This window comes from Bacillus sp. V2I10 (assembly GCF_030817055.1).
Lineage (GTDB): Bacteria > Bacillota > Bacilli > Bacillales > Bacillaceae > Bacillus_P.
In genome coordinates, this window is the sequence record NZ_JAUSYV010000001.1 from 2084024 (window position 1) to 2101228 (window position 17205).

A 17205-nucleotide genomic window follows, 5' to 3' on the forward strand; every position below is an offset into this window, starting at 1 on the left:
AAAGTTATAATGGACAAAACTTGCGGGGGGCAGACGATGCGCACAGACTATCACAATCATTTAGAACGAGGCAGCCTGACACTTGAATATTTGAAGCAATTCACAGATGAAGCTGCAAAAAAAGGCATTCAGCACTTTGGAATCTCAGAGCATGCCTATCATTTTTATCAGACTAAAGATATACTAAGCAATCCATGGGTTGAAGAGAGACGATACTATGATATGAAGGACTATGTTGATCTTTTTAAAGAGGCCTGGAATCACGGAATTGATGTGAAAATGTCTATTGAGATGGACTATACGCCAGGAAAGCATGCCGAGATGAAAAGATTCATTGATACATATGATTTTGATTATGTAATAGGTTCAATCCACTGGGTTGATGACTTTGGCATTGACTTAAAAGAATTTCTTCATGAATGGGACAGGCGTGATGTGAATGAAGTGTATGAAAAATACTTCGATCAGGTCGTAACTCTTGCACAGTCTAACTTATTTGATATTGTGGGTCACCTTGATTTAGTAAAGATTTTTAAATATGTGCCAGGCGATGAAGAATTTTTAATGAAGCAGTATGAACGGGCAACAGATGCCCTTTCCTCTTCGAAAACCTGTGTTGAGATCAGTACAGCCGGCTTAAGAAAACCTGTTGGGGAACTGTATCCGGATGAGAGGCTTCTATCGCTTTGTTTCCAGAAAAACATTCCGATCGTCCTTTCTTCTGACGCTCATATACCTGGTGACGTAGGTGCGGATTATGACCAGGCCATTGCCCTTGCCGAAAAAGTCGGCTATTCTTCATTAATGACGTTTCAAAAAGGGGAACGAAAAGAAGTGCCTCTTAAATAATCGTGTGAACAGTGTTATTTCATTTGAAATAGCACTTTTTTAGTGTGTAAAAAATTATTTTCACTTTCTTTTCTGAATAGATAAAATTCAATCGTCTCCTATCTATTTAGTCAATAATAGTAGTAAAATGAAAGTCTATACATCATTTTGCGGGAGATACTCATGTCGAATATGAAAAAAGTTCTTTATATATATATTTTGATCAGTATTATCTGGGTATTTGGGACCGATCATCTAGTTGCATTTTTTGACTACGATATTTATACGTTTATTCTAATTTCAAAATTAAAAGCTGTCGTTTTTATAGTCGCAACAAGTATTTTCATCTATTACCTGATTAATAAAAATGAACAGTTTAAGGAATTAGAACGCGAGAAAGAAAAGCTTTTGTCTCTTATCAATTCTATGGTGGATTTTGTGAATTTCAAAGATGGACAAGGCCGCTGGATTGAAGTGAATACGTTTGGTTTGAATTTATTTCAGCTGCAGGGTGTCGACTATAAAGGAAAAACAGACAGAGAGCTTGCTGAGTACACTGACTTTTATAAAGAGGCACTGCTTTATTGCGAAAAGTCTGACGAGATCACATGGCAGGGCGGAGCCGTCAGCAGAAGTGAAGAGATTGTCTCATTGCCGGATGGTAGCTATAAAACGTTTGATACGATCAAGGTTCCACTGTATAACGAAGACGAAAGCAGAAAGGCGCTTGTCGTAATCGGACGCGATATTACTCAAATGAAAGAAGCGGAAGACCGTCTGCAAAAGGCTGAAAAATTAAGTGTTGTCGGCGGACTTGCTGCAAGCGTAGCTCATGAAATAAGAAACCCTCTGACTTCCCTAAAGGGATTTGTTCAGCTTATGAATAAAAATGACAGTGTAAATAAAACGTATTATGAAATCATGGAAAGCGAGCTTGACCGGATCAATGAGATAGTCGGCGAGCTCCTTGTTCTGGCCAAGCCGCAGAACATCCATTTTAAAAAGACAAATTTGAACCAGCTTTTGTGCAATGTCATTTCTTTATTAGAATCACAGGCAAATATGTACAATGTCAATATCAAATTCAGGCATGCAATCGGCCTGCCGGATATAGATTGTGAGCCTAATCAGCTTAAACAGGTTTTTATTAATGTCATCAAGAATTCGATTGAAGCCGGATCTACAACCATTGAGATAAAAGTCAGCCAGCACAAGGAACATGCTCTCGTTATTATTGCAGACGATGGTGAGGGCATGGAGGAAGAAAGACTTAAAAGACTTGGTGAACCTTTCTACTCCGTAAAAGAGAAAGGAACAGGACTGGGACTGACCGTAAGCTACAGAATCATTGAATCACATAACGGTAAAATTTCTTTTCACAGCAAGGTTGGAGAAGGGACTGCCGTTGAAATTGAAATTCCAATGAAAAGAGCATAAAAAAACAGAGAGCAGGCAGCCTGCTCTCTGTTTTTTTATGAATGAAGCTTTACTTATTTTGTCTAGCTCCATTGTCTAATCCCTCGGTTCCGCATTTCATAATTCAATCGCTCTAATTGAAACGATATCATCAATTTCAGATAAAGTTGTCAGCAGGGATTCGTCTAAGGAACGGTCGAATGAGAGCATCATGATGGCTTCTCCGCCGGCATTTTTGCGTCCTACTTGCATGGTTGCAATATTTACTTCATGGTCACCTAAAATCCGTCCTACGCGTCCAATGACCCCAGGCTTGTCGGTGTGCTGAATATAAATAAGATGTCCTGATGGGTAAAAGTCGATATTGAAGGAATTAATGCCGACAATTCGTTCACCGTAATGAGGAATGTGCGTGCCTTTTATTTCAAAATTCGTTTGATCTCCATGAATGGTTACAGTGATGCAATTTGCATACCCAGACTGATTTGAAGTGATTTTTTCACTGAAGCTGATCCCGAGTTCTTTTGCAATCATGCCTGCATTTACTTCATTTACATTCGAAGCAACACGGGGAGTTAAGAACCCTGCAATCAAGCTTTTTGTAATAAATGAAGTTTCAAGCTCAGCTACTGATCCTTCATATTTTATAGATATGTCATTCACAGGCTCTTTCATGCACTGTGATACAACGTTCCCCATTTTCTTGGCAAGCTTGTAAAAAGGCTGAATTTTTTCAAATACTTCTTTTGTTAATGTCGGCAGGTTGACGGATGTAGTCACCATTTTGCCGTCCAGAAAGTGAAGAACATCCTGAGCGACCTGGGCTGCAACGTTTAACTGCGCTTCCTTCGTTGAAGCTCCTAAATGCGGAGTTGCAATTACATTGTCATATTGCAATAACGGGTGATTAACAGGAGGTTCTGTTTCAAATACATCCAGCGCTACTCCTGCAATATGGCCGTTCTCTAAAAAGGGGATGATGGCTTCTTCATCGATAATCCCGCCTCGTGCACAGTTGAGCAAATAAACGCCTTTTTTAGTCTTAGGCAATGATTTTGCTCCTATAAGTCCGCGTGTTTCTTTAGTGAGAGGGGTATGAACCGTAATGATATCCGCCTGCTCGAGAAGTTCATCAAGACTCGCACTTTTTACTGATATTTTTGCAGCGCGGTCACGTGTTAAAAATGGGTCAAATACAAGTACATTTACTCCAAACGCCTGCGCTCGTTTAGCAATTTCTGTTCCGATTCTGCCGAGACCGACAATACCCAATGTCTTGCCGTAAAGCTCAATTCCTACAAATGCTGTACGATTCCATTCATTAGACTTAACCGATACATTCGCCTGCGGAATATGGCGGAGAAGGGAAGTCATCATAGCAAAGGTATGCTCAGCTGTAGAAATCGTATTGCCGTCTGGTGCATTAATGACGACAACGCCATGTTTAGTCGCTGCATCAAGATCAATGTTATCGATTCCAACGCCGGCTCTTGCGATTATTTTAAGAGACGGCATTTTACCTATTAATTCATCCGTCACTTTAGTGGCACTTCTGACAAGCAAAGCGTGAAACGTATGTAGCTCGACTGCTGCCTCAGACGCTTTTTTCTGAACAACCTCTACATTTTCTGCTGCGAGCAACGGCTGAAGTCCATCTGCACTCATTGAATCAGAAACTAAAATTCGATACATGTTTATCCCCCTAAGCACTTCTGCTAAATATCAGATAATTTATCATATTAAGAGTATTATGTCAATAAGAGTAAAGCGTTAAATGGGTAAAGACTATTATTAGAAAAAGAATGATTAAGCATTTATATTCACAAAATGAAATGGATACAGTATAATTATCTCGAATACAAAATAATATGATCTATCTTCGGGGCAGGGTGCAATTCCCGACCGGCGGTAATGAAACAAATGTTTCTAGCCCGCGAGCCGTTAGCAGTTTGGCAGGATCTGGTGTGATTCCAGAGCCGACAGTATAGTCTGGATGGGAGAAGATGGAGGTTCTGGCGTTTAAAATGCGAATTTTAAACGTTTATTTGACCTTGCTTAAATTATCCCTTTGTGTACGATGCGCAAAGGGTTTTATTTTTGCAGGGAAATAACAGGACGTTTCCTTTCTTTCCGGATGGATCGAAAAAGGAGAGAGAATGATGCAGCAAAGTAAGGTGAAAAAGCAAGTATCAATCGCAATGCTTGCAAGTGTAGGGTTTGTATTAATGATATTTAATTTTCCGATTGGATTTTCAAGCTTTTTAGAGCTTGATTTCGGAGATGTTCCAGCCATTATTGCAGCTATTCTGTTTGGGCCTGCTGCTGGAATTATGGTTGAAGCGATCAAAAATATTCTTCATTACATTATTATGGGGAATGCAACAGGAGTTCCTGTTGGCCAGCTGGCTAATTTTGTCGCAGGCGTTTTATATATCCTGCCTGCTTCCTATATGTACCGTAAAATGAATTCAATGAGAGGCCTTGCAATTGGACTTTCAATCGGCACAATCGTAATGGCCTTAGTCATGAGTGTGTTAAATTATTACCTGTTCATACCGGCATACACTTGGTTCCTTAATGCCCCGGCAATGGCAGCGCCAGAATTGCGCGCCCTTATTGCAACAGGAATTCTGCCTTTTAACTTAATCAAAGGAATTGTCATGGGATTCGTGTTTATGGCGATCTTCGCCAAGCTGAAAACATGGGTTCATGCACAATCTGACTATAAACGTGCTGCTTAATTAAAAAAAAACCTCTGCAATTGCAGAGGGTTTTTTTATTTTCTATTCAAACTTTAAAGCGTCGCCGTCAAAAGCCTCGTCTGCAATTTTAATGGAATCAGTCGGACAGCCTTCATAAGCGTCCATCATGTCTTCCTCTAAGATATCAGGTACTTCGACAATTCCCTGGTTATCATCAAGGGTTACAAATGCAATACCCTCATCATCATAATCATAAATGTCTGGTGCTGCTGCTCCACATGCACCGCAAGCAATGCAAGTATCTTTGTCAACGATTGTATACTTTGCCATAAAAAAAACCTCCTCTGAAATGGTCACTCTCTATGATATGGTACATTCATTCATTTGTCAGCTTAAGACTGAAAAATCAGGTGCGTACCTCTTTATATTTATACATTGTAAATCTGTTTTCGAAACTTTTCAATAGAAAAGTACATTGAGAATGCTTATCACACAAGGCTTTCTAGTATATAAGATACCCTTTTCAGGCAACTTTAAACGCCAATTTTCAGATGGAATCTGTTACAATAGAAGCAAGAATCGAAATGTGTCAAAAAGTGTAAGGTGATGTGGATGACTCAAAATTATTTAGACATTATTTATTTAGATTGCCTGAAGAAATTTGGCGGGGAACGCTCATCATCAGCCGTTTTCCATTTGTTAAAAGGGAAAAAATCCTCACAGACTATCCAGGACAGCAAGCTGTTTCACCTTTCAAATTTATTCGGCATGTATCCGGGTTTAAAGAGAAAAGATTTTGATGCAGCTGTGCAGTTTCTCACAGAAGAAGGGTACTTAATTTATTCAGATAAAGATACTCATTTATTAACAAATAAAGCTGAAACGCTCCTTGAATCAGTACTGGACAATAAGCCTATTCCCGCAAGCTTGAATGGATCAATCTATGCTTCAATTGGTTTTCTTTTCTGGAAGAGACTCATGCTGATGACACAAGTTCTGTCCCACTCAAAAGCAGGGAGCACAATATATTTGCCTGTAACAAAAGATGAAAAAGTGCAGCGGTGGGTAAAGCAATTTTTAAAAAGGTCAGCTGTGAATAAAACGGAACTGTCAGATGCTCTTTATCATGAAATGCTCAGTCATCTTCAGCGTTTTTCAGATTGGGAGGCAGCGATCTGGGTTTATCAATTGACTTCAAATCAGCGCATTGGCTTGACGTACGAACAGCTGGGCGAAAAATTTAAAGAAGATGCAGAGTACATAAAAATTTTGTTTTGGAACCTCATTCATCGTGTGCTTGAAGAATGCAGCCTGAAAACACAGCAATATCCGCTTTTGTACTCGATGGTACAAGACCTTTCAAGAATTCACCCTCTTACTGAATCTACCTCAAAAACGCTGCAGCTGATCCGTCTGGGAAAATCATTGGAGGACATTGCAAGAATCCGGCATTTAAAACAAAGCACGATTGAAGATCATATCGTGGAGATTTCTTTGAATGACTCTTCATTTGATTTATCCATGTTTTTAGCGGATGATTGTCTGCAGGTTATTGCTATGAAGATTGAAGAATTAAACACGCATCAGCTGAGAATTGTAAAAGAAGCACTGAAAGACCGGTATTCATATTTTCAGATCAGGCTCGCTTTTACGCGTCTTTAGGGGGAAGTCATGAACGTTCAAGAAGCATTAAAGCGCCATTTCGGCCATGATACCTTTCGAACTGGTCAGGAAAACATCATCATTGACATACTAGCCGGCAATGATGCAATAGCCCTGCTTCCGACCGGAGGAGGGAAATCGCTGTGCTATCAGCTGCCTGCCTACATTCTAGAAGGAGCGGTTCTGATCGTTTCCCCGCTTCTTTCACTTATGGAAGATCAGATCCAGCAAATTCGCATGCGCGGAGAAAAAAGGGTTATTGGCTTAAACGGTGCTCTGTCCTATATGGAAAGGCAAAAAGCATTGCTTAACTTGCATCAATACAAATATATTTTTGCATCTCCAGAAATTCTGCAGTCAGAAGCCGTTGCGTCTGCACTTAGTAAAATTAACCTATCTTTATTTGTTGTTGATGAAGCTCACTGCATTTCACAATGGGGCCATGATTTCAGAACTGATTACTCAAAGCTCGGTGAGTTAAGAGGGAAACTTGGCCAGGCACCGTGCATAGCGCTGACAGCAACTGCGACTCCAGAAGTACTTCAGGATATTGAAAGTTCTCTGCAGATGACGAACGTGAAAATGCATATTCAATCAGTTAATCGCAGCAATATAGCCATTATGATTGAGGAATGTCATTCACTTGAAGATAAAATGAAAAGAGTATCTGAGCTGGTTAAAAAGCTGAAAGGGCCTGGGATTATATACTGCTCAAGCAGAAAATGGACTGAAAACCTTGAGCAGTTTTTAAAAATGGAGGGCGTTCATGAAACAGCCTGCTATCATGCAGGGATGGAGAAAGAGCAGAGAACCCTTATACAGCAGCAGTTTGTTTATGATCAATTAGAAGTAGTTTGCTGTACAAATGCATTTGGAATGGGTGTTAATAAAGGAAATGTCAGATATGTCATCCATTTTCATTTTCCGGCTCAAATGGAATCATACGTTCAGGAAATAGGGAGAGCTGGAAGAGACGGACTTCCAAGTGTAGCGATATCTCTTATTGGAAGCGGAGATATGGAAATACCATTGTCCCTGCTGGAATCGGAGTTTTCAACATATGAACAGCTTCACCAGACCCTTTATCTCCTCTCTGCAGGTACGGAAGCTGAAGAAGCATTTGAACGGACTGGTGTGAATGAAGTTCAGGGAAGGTTTATTCTTCATCATTTAGAAAAGCTTCCTTATCCTCTGCCCGGAAATGAACAACAAACGTTAAATCTAATATGGGCAAAAATTGAAGACAGGCGAAAGTTCAAAAAAAGAAAACTAAATGCCGTAATGAAATGGCTGCTTTCAAAAGAATGCAGGAGACAGGGCATTCTTAAATACTTTGAGGAAAAGAATTTACAAACACAGGAGATTTGCTGTGACAGGTGCGGACTTGATCTTTTACGGTACGAAGAAAGGGAAGAGAAGCATACTCATTTGCAGCTCCTTGAGTGGAAGGCAGAATTAAAGGCTATATTTGGCCAGAACGAGTGATAAAATGGTTAAGCGTCAAAATGAACTTGTAAAAAGAATGACAGATGGACAGCTGCTTCAGCAGCTCTATTTTACTCAAATTTTACTACTTACAATTTCGATCTTTTTAAGTATGATGTTATTTAACGGACTGTCTGATTTTAAGGCAATATGGCACCCTGAACTGACAGAAATACTGCTGATTGGCGGATTGACTGCTGTTATTGTACTGATAGGCGATTGGATCATTATGCGGACAATGCCAAAAGAATGGTATGATGATGGCGGCATCAATGAAAAAATGTTCAGGCACCGTTCTTTGCCGCACATTTTCTTTCTATGCCTATTAATCTCTTTTACAGAGGAGCTCTTATTTCGCGGTGTCATTCAGACTCATTTTGGCATTTGGACGGCAAGCTTCATCTTTGCCATTCTGCATTTTCGTTATTTAACAAAAGGGCTGCTGTTTATTATGGTGATGCTGATCAGTTTGCTGTTAGGGTTTGTGTATGACTGGTCAGGAAATTTATTCGTGACAGTCTTTGCACACTTTTTAATTGATTTGGTGTTTGCCATTCAAATTCGTTTGCAGTACATTAACGGAGGTGAAAAAAATGAGTAAAAAAGAAGAAGCAGCTTCGACACGTGCCTCAAGACAAAATAGTATAGATGAGTACAAATCAAGAACAGGAAGCTATCCATCCAGAAGTGAAATTCATAATAAGAAAGACAAAAAAAAATCAAAATATAAATATCCCGCTATTAGTTTACTGGCCTTATTCTTTTTTCTGCTTCCAATTGTGTTTTACTACAGTATTTCTTATTTCGACAACCGGGGTAAAACCGTCAACGGAGAAAATATTTCCGACTATGAAGATGTATTAATAAAATACGGTGACGAAGAGGAAGAAGAAGAAGAAGAAGAAGAAGAAGAGCAGTCTTCAGATGAACAGTCCTTAGAAGAACCTGAAGAGAAAACACATGAATCTGAGCAAGCGTCCGTAAGCTCAGCCCAAACAAATGTCAACAAGCAAGCAGAGGAATCGCCTCTCAAAATTGCAGCAGAAAAAGAGCAGCAGCCAGAAAAAAAGGAAGCATCTGTACAGTCTGAACCCCCAAAAACTGAACCAGAGCCAGAACCTAAAGAAGATTACAAAGTAATAGAACACACAGTGGGACCTGAAGAAAATCTGTTTAGAATCTCCGTGAAATATTACCGTGACCGCTCTGGCGAGGCTTTAATTAAGCAATGGAACCAGCTGAGCGGAGACAGTGTGTATGAAGGTCAAGTACTTAAAATACCGCTTAAACAGTAAACGCATGAATGACAGCATGCGTTTTTTTCATGTTTGCTTTTCATATCAAGATGGACAACATCATATAATCTGGAATAAGAAGAGAACCTTTCCCAGGAGATGTGATGCATGTGGAAAAACAAATACAGCTGCTGAGTGATTCTACCGATTTAGCGACCAAACAAATGCTTCAAAGCGTGCTGAATAAAAAAAGAAAATATGAGCGATATAAAAAGAATTGTTTTAGATGGCAGATGTTTACACTTACAGGAGGGATAGCCTTTTTCCTCTACTTTTATCAATTCATTGTCGTTCCAAACGACAGCAATATTGGCTATATGCTCGGTGAATTAGTTGGAAGCGCATTTCACTTTTTTATCATTTTAACCATTGGTGCAGGGTATGCAACAGCTCATTATTATAAGAAAAAAGAAGAAAAGTACGAAAAGGAATATCATGGATTAAGAACGGAAATTATCCGCAAGAGCTCTGAACTGTGGCCGCAGCCTTATCACTGGAAAAAAAGAGGCGAGGTTTATGACATGATGAAGAAGGATTTTGATATCAACCTTTATTTTGAAAGCAAGTAATTGTGTGAGCATGAAAGGATTTTAGTGAATAACAGCGAATGTATGCTAAAACGTTAATGGGGTGATGCGATGTTTGTTAAAAGTACAATGATTCCTAAAGCAAGAACAATTCATGCGTCCGCGGATGATTCGCTGCTGACGGTGCTTGAAAAGCTGGAAAAACACAAGATAGATGGGATTTCAGTCTTAAAGGGGACGGCCTACATAGGGATGATTACACGCTATAACCTATACGAGCATTTTTTTCAGTCAAATGTTGAGAAAGAGGAGTTCTTAAAAAACAGAAAGGCTGAAGAAATAGCTGTCAATCGTGATGTGTTCCTTGAAGGCGATGAAATTTTCGAAAAGACACTGCTGAGGTTAAAAGATTTTCCGCTTATTGCTGTAGTCGGAGAAGAAAAGGAATACTTGGGTATTGTCACGAGATATGACGTTCTTGAACAATTTCAGAGTGCATTTGGAATGAATAAAAAAGGGGTCAGAATTGCCTTCACCTCAGTTGAAACAGAGGGCAGAATCGCAAGGCTTACAGAGCTTGCAAAACAGTTTCATGAAGATATCATTTCCCTTGTTACGTTTGATGAAACCGAAAGCATGGTCAGAAGAATTGTGATGAAAATTGAAAAAAAGGACAATATCAAGCGGTTTATTGAAAGGATTGAAAAGTCAGGATTCAGAGTCCTCGATATCCACGAAGACGAATAAAGCTCCTTTCCCTACATATAAAAGTGTAGGGGAGGGATTTTTTTGTTTAAACATGCCGCGTTTCTAATCATTGGGTACTTATCAGCCTATCTAGCATGTACATGGGTGCCTGTGCAGCTTCCATTTCAGATGTCAGAATTTATCATGATGCTGATATTGAACCCGACAAAATCTTTTTTTTCTATGATCCTATTTACAATCGGGTTCATCTTGCACTCTATTCTTATAAAATCAGCATTCAGTCTGACGAATAAAATTTTAAGAAACGAAGGCAGTGTGCTCGAGGTGACGATTAGTTATTGTGTTTTTATTAATTTTTATATATTATTTCAAATAGGATTTTGGCAAACTTTAGTATTAGCAGCTTTTACAGTTTTATATGGGCTCGCCACGGCAAATGTTCAAAGAACCTCTTTGAAAAAAGCTCACCTGAGATTATAGTGTACATATCTAATGATAAAGGGTCACTGCTGCAAACAGCGGGATTATTCATTTGTTGTACAAAGTTTACACAAGCTGTTTAATCCTATATACTTTGAGGACAGTGATTTTTGTTATTGGAGGATTATATATGTCTAGTCATGAAGGCAAATACAACATTAAGGCAGTTTCCAAAATGCTTGGAATCCAACCAGGAACATTAAGAGCTTGGGAAAGACGATATAATATGATTGCACCGGTTCGGAATGATTCAGGTCACCGTTTATATACAGAAGAACATATTAGGATTTTAAAGTGGCTGATCACTAAAGTAAATAAAGGCTTTACAATCAGCCAGGCAGTCAATTTGCTTGATAACAGCAACTTGTCTTCAGAAGAGCCAATAGCTGTTTCAGCAAGTTCTGACATCCCCGACCATGCTCTGGATTTAACGGAAGAGCTGCTTTTTGCCTTGCTTACTTTTGATGAAAATCAAGCTCACGAACTATTAAATAAGGCTTTCAGTCTCTTTTCAATTGACAAGGTTCTTATTGATATTTTAGGAACGCTTCTCGTGAAAATTGGAGACATGTGGGAAAATGGCAAAATTACTTCGGCACATGAGCATTTTGCCTCCTCTTTTCTCCGCTCGAGAATCGGGATTATCCTTCACACCCTTCCTGTGAACGGACTGCTCCCGAAAGTAGTTTCCGTTTGCGGACCAGGGGAATGGCATGAGCTTGGACTTCTGATATTCACGCTGTATTTAAGAAGAAAAGGATTTGAAGTCATTTATCTTGGGACGAGCATTGCCGATGGGGACATTGATATTGTCCTTGAGGAAGTAAATCCGAAGTTTTTATTTTACTCCTGCACCCTTCAGGAAAACGTTGTAAAAACGGTTGAAACGGTTGAGGGGCTGTCCCAAAAATACAGGAATTTAATTATTGGCCTTGGAGGCAGCGGATTTAATAAAACTCCGAGAGAGCACCTTAAAAATTATGAATTATTATTCGTCGGGGATACGAAAAACCAGTGGGACAAATGGCTTAAAGAACGCTTATCTGTGTAAAAGAGTCCTTCAAAATCTTTTGCTTGTCTTAATGGGTTAAGAGAGTGTAAACTTGTTAAAAATCAACGAACCATCCCATCTACATTTCATATGATAAGGAAAAGGGCGTTCTGACGGCAGGAGGGTAAGGGATGCGGCTAGAGCGATTGAACTATAACAAGATAAAAATCTTCTTAACAATAGACGATCTAATGGACAGAGGACTTACGAAGGAAGACTTATGGAAAGATTCATTGAAAGTGCATCAGCTTTTCAGAGAAATGATGGATGAAGCAAGTGAAGAGCTTGGTTTCGAAGCAAGCGGGCCAATTGCTGTTGAAGTATACTCTCTTCAAGCTCAGGGTATGGTCATTATCGTGACCAAAAACCATGAGGAAGAAGAGATTGACGAAGATTATGCAGATGATTACATCGAGATGCAGGTGAAGCTTGATCAAAGCTATGATATTATTTTTGAATTCACTGAATTTGAAGATATTATCCAGTTATCAAATGCACTTTTCTCGCAAGGAATTAAAGAAGGAGCCGTATATTCCCATCTAAACAGATTTTACTTCATGCTAGATGAGCATCAGCCAATCGAAGTGGATTCCTTAGTCTCAATCATTGCTGAATATGGAAATCCTTCAATGATCTCGATTCATTATCTGCATGAATATGGAAAGTGCTTATTGCCTGATGGTGCAGTTGAAAAACTTCATCATTACTATTGGAGTAATACAAAATAGCCATGCTGCCCGCAGGTTAGATGACTGCGGGTTTTGTTATTTGAATTTCAGATTTGCTTTGTACTTTGAACAAGCGCTTAAAATAGGTTGATGAGGATAAAAATTAAGTCCTCAAATAGTTAAAAATATTCTCTATTTTCTAACTTCAAACAGTTCGTTTTATCCAATTTCATCCATTAGAACCACATCATTGAAATCGCTTACAAAAATGGGTTTGTTTTTGCTTTATTTCTGCTTTTTCTACTTTGCAGAACACATTTGAAGGTGTATACTATGTCATGAAAGGTGGACATTTTCCACAGAATTGAAAAGACAGTAGGAGGTTTACTCGAATGGTAGCCGAAAAAAGCACCGATCATAAAAGAGAAAAGCATGATGTGTTGAAATCAACACAAACGGTGATACATAAAGCCCTAGAGAAACTAGGATATCCTGAAGAAGTTTATGAATTATTAAAAGAACCGCTTAGAATGATGACGGTAAAAATACCTGTAAGAATGGATGACGGTTCAGTCAAAATTTTTACTGGCTACCGCGCCCAGCATAATGATGCAGTAGGACCTACTAAGGGCGGAATACGCTTCCATCCGGGTGTTACCGAAACTGAAGTTAAAGCGCTGTCAATATGGATGAGTTTAAAGTGCGGTATTGTTGATTTACCTTACGGCGGAGGAAAAGGCGGTATCATATGTGATCCTCGTGATATGTCATTCCGTGAATTAGAACGCCTGAGCCGCGGATACGTAAGAGCAATCAGTCAGATTGTCGGACCGACTAAAGACATTCCTGCTCCGGATGTATTCACGAATTCTCAAATTATGGCTTGGATGATGGATGAGTACAGCAGAATAGATGAATTTAATTCTCCCGGATTCATTACAGGGAAGCCACTTGTGCTTGGAGGTTCACATGGACGTGAATCGGCTACTGCAAAGGGTGTAACAATTTGTATTTATGAAGCTGCCAAGAAAAAAGGGATTGAGCTTAAAGGCGCCCGTGTTGTTGTACAGGGATTTGGGAATGCAGGAAGCTATTTAGCCAAATTCATGCATGATGCAGGTGCGAAAATCATTGGTATCTCAGATGCTTATGGAGGTCTGCATGATCCTGAAGGCCTTGATATTGACTACTTGCTTGACCGCCGCGACAGCTTCGGAACAGTAACAAAATTATTTAATGATACGATTTCAAATAAAGAACTGCTTGAGCTTGATTGTGATATTTTAGTACCTGCTGCGATTGAAAATCAAATCACAGAAGAGAATGCACACTTAATCCGCGCAAGCATCGTGGTTGAGGCCGCTAATGGTCCGACTACGCTTGTAGCAACCCAGATTCTGACTGACCGCGGCATTTTGCTTGTACCGGATGTACTGGCAAGTGCTGGTGGCGTAACAGTTTCTTATTTTGAATGGGTACAGAACAACCAAGGCTATTATTGGTCAGAAGAAGAAGTCAATGAAAAGCTTGAAAAAGTAATGGTTAAATCATTCAATAATATTTATGAAGCAGCGCAAACACGCCGTGTAGATATGCGACTCGCAGCATACATGGTCGGGGTCCGCAAAATGGCAGAAGCATCCCGCTTCAGAGGCTGGATCTAAATCAAATATTTGCATGAATTCAAGAAATCTCCTATCATAACTGATAGGAGATTTTTTTCTTAGGACGATTTTAGTTTTATTCAGGAGTGAACGCTTTGAAGTCAGAGACTGTCATTATTATCGGCGGTGGTCCTTGCGGGTTAGCTGCAGCCATTGCTATAAAAGAGAAAGGGATTAACCCTCTAATTATAGAAAAAGGAAACATCGTAAATTCCATTTATAACTACCCGACTCATCAGACGTTTTTCAGCACAAGTGAAAAACTTGAAATTGGCAAAATTCCTTTTATTACTGAAAACAGGAAGCCATTCCGTATTCAGGCGCTTGCTTATTACAGAGAAGTGGTGAAGAGGACTGGCTTAAGAATCAATGCTTTTGAGAAAGTAAATGAAGTTTTGAGAGAAGGATCAGGATTTATTGTCAAGACGTCCAAAGCTGAGTACCAAACTGAATTTATCGTGGCCGCAACCGGCTATTACGATCATCCAAACTACATGCACATTGAAGGGGAAGATCTTCCAAAAGTCTTCCACTATTTTAAAGAAGGCCATCCTTATTTCGATAAAGATGTAGTTGTAGTAGGCGGAAAAAATTCAAGTGTGGATGCAGCGCTTGAGCTTGTTCATGCAGGCGCACGTGTTACTGTCGTTTACAGGGGAGGAACCTATTCCCCTAGTGTAAAACCATGGATCCTGCCGGAATTTGAGGCCCTTGTCAAAACCGGCACAATTAAAATGGAATTCAACTCCACTTTAAAGCGCATAACAGAAGAAGATGTCACCTATGAAGTGAACTGCAAAGAAGAAAAAACGATAAAAAATGATTTTGTATTTGCCATGACCGGATATCATCCGGACCATTCATTTTTAACCAAAATGGGAGTGGCTATTGACGAAGCTTCCGGCAGACCCGCTTTTTCCGAGAAGACAATGGAAACAAACGCAAAGGGCATCTACATTGCCGGCGTCATTGCAGCTGGAAACAACGCAAATGAAATCTTCATTGAAAACGGGCGCTTCCATGGCGGCCTTCTCGCTGAAGACATTGCAGAAAAATTAAACTAAAGAAGTAGTAAGGCATCATCTTTGTTGGTAATGCCTTCTGTCTTTGAAAAGAAAATCGTTTTTCTCAAGGCTTTTGGTAAGTAAACGATCTGGCCATATAGTGAACACCACTAGTAAAACGCCCGATTTTTCTATCTGGGCGTTTTTATATTTATTTGAGAATAAACCAAAAACAACTGCAAGCCTTATAAAAAAGTAAATCCCAGAAATCCATCATACACCCCCCCACTATAATACTCCCGGATTTATGGAATCAAAGAATGTGGTTGGTTCTTTAAACAGACATTTCTTGGATTTTGTAGATCAAAGAAGGGGGTTGATTCCTTATACTGGCATACTCCCAAGTTTTAGCAGGATTACTCAAAGGTTCTGGATACACATAGAGTGCAGTTAGTACCTTAAAACAGTCATATTTATTGGGTAAGTTGAATCCATAAAACCGGTAAACCCCCTCTGCTTCAAAAGCATCAAGACGTAAACAATAATAAAAAATGGATACAAATTGCTGTGCAATTTAGTACCCATTTTCATCTATATTCTGCAGTTTTTTCCCTCAAACGGAACTCATTTTTTTGATGGATGATGTCTTTAAAAATTAGGAGTTCCTGCACGGAAGGGAGAGGGGCGACTTCCGGTTCCGCTTTTCTTATTTAAAATGAAAAAATCTCCTGCAATTCTCCTGCATCCTGTGTTGTTTCAAGGGCGATCATCAGTTTTAGTCTCGCTTTTTGGCCGTTTAGGCCGTTGCTGAAAATAATGCCGGCGTCTTTGAGTGTTTTTCCTCCGCCTTCATAGGCATAGACGTCCTGTACGATTCCGTTGAAGCATCTGGATACGATCACAATTTTTACGCCTAAGCTCATTAACTTTTTTAAGGAAGTCATCATTTTGGGTGGAAGGTTGCCTTGTCCGAGAGCTTCAATGACCAATCCGTCGAGTTTTAATTCTTCAATGGCTTTTAAAATTGTTTCGTCCATGCCTGCATATGCTTTTAAAAGCAAGACTTGTTTCGTTAGTGAGGCAACGGCAAGCGACGTTTGGCTAACAGGTTTATGATGAAAGGCAACGCCTCTTTTATTTACAATGCCAATTGGGCCGTATTGCGGACTTTGAAACGTCGCTACATTGCTTGTATGGGTTTTCGTAGCATTTTTTGCCGAGTGGACCTCATCGTTCATAACAACAAGCACACCCATTTCTGCTGCTTCTTTGCTTGCAGCAACTTGAATGGAGGATACTAGATTGTATAAGCCGTCTGAACCAAGTTCATTGCTTGATCTCATAGCACCTGTAATGACGACGGGGATATTAACATTTAAGGTTAAGTCGAGGAAATAAGCTGTTTCCTCAAGAGTGTCTGTACCGTGAGTGATCACGATTCCGTCAATTTTATCTTTTTGGCAGACTTTTTCAATTGTTTCTTTTAATTCAAGCATTTCTTTTGGGGTAATATGTGGAGAAGGCAGGTAGAATAATTCCTTTGCCGTAATCACGATATCATTGAATTTCAGTAAGTTTTGGAGCAGGGGATTTGATTCTCCCTGTTTGACTTCCCCTGTTGTTTCGTCCTCACTCATAGAAATCGTTCCGCCAGTATGAATGACAAATATATGTTTCATAAGTTCCTCCGAATGTTTGAAATCTTTTTCTCTGTT

17 protein-coding genes and 1 riboswitch are annotated in these 17205 nt (G+C 39.5%); of the genes, 14 read left to right on the forward strand and 3 right to left on the reverse strand.

Annotation, left to right across the window (positions count from 1 at the left end):
- Positions 1-36 precede the first annotated feature (36 nt).
- Together QFZ72_RS10580 and QFZ72_RS10585 are read left to right on the forward strand one after the other, a co-directional pair.
- Positions 37-849: a histidinol-phosphatase gene (locus tag QFZ72_RS10580; RefSeq protein ID WP_307432829.1), complete on the forward strand. Its 813-nt coding sequence runs from the start codon at positions 37-39 to the stop codon at positions 847-849.
- Between the two features lie 162 nt (positions 850-1011).
- The gene (locus QFZ72_RS10585) at positions 1012-2265 is read left to right on the forward strand and encodes an ATP-binding protein (protein ID WP_307432832.1); all 1254 of its coding nucleotides are present in this window, start codon (positions 1012-1014) and stop codon (positions 2263-2265) included.
- A gap of 96 nt (positions 2266-2361) precedes the next feature.
- On the opposite strand, the gene serA is transcribed toward QFZ72_RS10585, so the two are convergent.
- Complete coding sequence (serA, locus tag QFZ72_RS10590) at positions 2362-3936, reverse strand: phosphoglycerate dehydrogenase (RefSeq protein ID WP_307432835.1); 1575 nt, start codon at positions 3934-3936, stop codon at positions 2362-2364.
- A 179-nt stretch (positions 3937-4115) separates the two neighbouring features.
- A riboswitch (FMN riboswitch) is annotated at positions 4116-4253 on the forward strand.
- A gap of 147 nt (positions 4254-4400) precedes the next feature.
- Here serA and QFZ72_RS10595 point away from each other — a divergent pair.
- A complete protein-coding gene (locus QFZ72_RS10595; protein WP_307432838.1) occupies positions 4401-4985 on the forward strand; it encodes an ECF transporter S component in 585 nt (194 codons plus the stop codon).
- A gap of 42 nt (positions 4986-5027) precedes the next feature.
- Here the strand turns inward: QFZ72_RS10595 and QFZ72_RS10600 are convergent, their stop codons facing one another.
- A complete protein-coding gene (locus tag QFZ72_RS10600; RefSeq protein WP_307432841.1) occupies positions 5028-5276 on the reverse strand; it encodes a ferredoxin in 249 nt (82 codons plus the stop codon).
- 282 nt (positions 5277-5558) lie between these two features.
- Here QFZ72_RS10600 and QFZ72_RS10605 point away from each other — a divergent pair, with 282 nt between their 5' ends.
- The 11 genes from QFZ72_RS10605 (at position 5559) to QFZ72_RS10655 (ending at position 15550) form a co-directional block, all read left to right on the forward strand.
- Positions 5559-6608 carry a YpbB family protein gene (locus tag QFZ72_RS10605; protein WP_307432844.1) on the forward strand — a complete coding sequence of 350 codons (1050 nt, stop codon included), beginning with the start codon at positions 5559-5561 and terminating at the stop codon, positions 6606-6608.
- A gap of 9 nt (positions 6609-6617) precedes the next feature.
- Positions 6618-8093, forward strand: a complete 1476-nt coding sequence (locus tag QFZ72_RS10610; RefSeq protein ID WP_307432847.1) for a RecQ family ATP-dependent DNA helicase — start codon at positions 6618-6620, stop codon at positions 8091-8093.
- Positions 8094-8097: 4 nt separating this feature from the next.
- Complete coding sequence (locus QFZ72_RS10615) at positions 8098-8694, forward strand: CPBP family intramembrane glutamic endopeptidase (RefSeq protein ID WP_307432849.1); 597 nt, start codon at positions 8098-8100, stop codon at positions 8692-8694.
- Positions 8687-9388, forward strand: a complete 702-nt coding sequence (locus QFZ72_RS10620; RefSeq protein ID WP_307432852.1) for a LysM peptidoglycan-binding domain-containing protein — start codon at positions 8687-8689, stop codon at positions 9386-9388. The genes QFZ72_RS10615 and QFZ72_RS10620 overlap by 8 nt, the downstream gene beginning before the upstream one ends.
- Before the next feature lie 110 nt (positions 9389-9498).
- Positions 9499-9957, forward strand: coding sequence for a DUF2663 family protein (locus QFZ72_RS10625; RefSeq protein ID WP_307432855.1), 459 nt, complete (start codon positions 9499-9501; stop codon positions 9955-9957).
- Positions 9958-10026: 69 nt separating this feature from the next.
- The gene (locus QFZ72_RS10630) at positions 10027-10662 is read left to right on the forward strand and encodes a CBS domain-containing protein (protein WP_307432858.1); all 636 of its coding nucleotides are present in this window, start codon (positions 10027-10029) and stop codon (positions 10660-10662) included.
- 42 nt (positions 10663-10704) lie between these two features.
- Positions 10705-11103, forward strand: a complete 399-nt coding sequence (locus tag QFZ72_RS10635) for a hypothetical protein (protein ID WP_307432861.1) — start codon at positions 10705-10707, stop codon at positions 11101-11103.
- Positions 11104-11233: 130 nt separating this feature from the next.
- Positions 11234-12154 carry a MerR family transcriptional regulator gene (locus QFZ72_RS10640; protein WP_307432864.1) on the forward strand — a complete coding sequence of 307 codons (921 nt, stop codon included), beginning with the start codon at positions 11234-11236 and terminating at the stop codon, positions 12152-12154.
- A 131-nt stretch (positions 12155-12285) separates the two neighbouring features.
- Complete coding sequence (locus QFZ72_RS10645) at positions 12286-12882, forward strand: genetic competence negative regulator (protein ID WP_307432866.1); 597 nt, start codon at positions 12286-12288, stop codon at positions 12880-12882.
- A gap of 332 nt (positions 12883-13214) precedes the next feature.
- The gene (locus tag QFZ72_RS10650; RefSeq protein WP_307432868.1) at positions 13215-14486 is read left to right on the forward strand and encodes a Glu/Leu/Phe/Val family dehydrogenase; all 1272 of its coding nucleotides are present in this window, start codon (positions 13215-13217) and stop codon (positions 14484-14486) included.
- Between the two features lie 95 nt (positions 14487-14581).
- Positions 14582-15550 (forward strand): YpdA family putative bacillithiol disulfide reductase, encoded by a 969-nt coding sequence (locus QFZ72_RS10655; protein ID WP_307432871.1) that lies wholly within the window; start codon positions 14582-14584, stop codon positions 15548-15550.
- Positions 15551-16200: 650 nt separating this feature from the next.
- Here QFZ72_RS10655 and QFZ72_RS10660 read toward each other — a convergent pair.
- Complete coding sequence (locus QFZ72_RS10660; protein WP_307432875.1) at positions 16201-17169, reverse strand: asparaginase; 969 nt, start codon at positions 17167-17169, stop codon at positions 16201-16203.
- Positions 17170-17205: the final 36 nt, after the last annotated feature.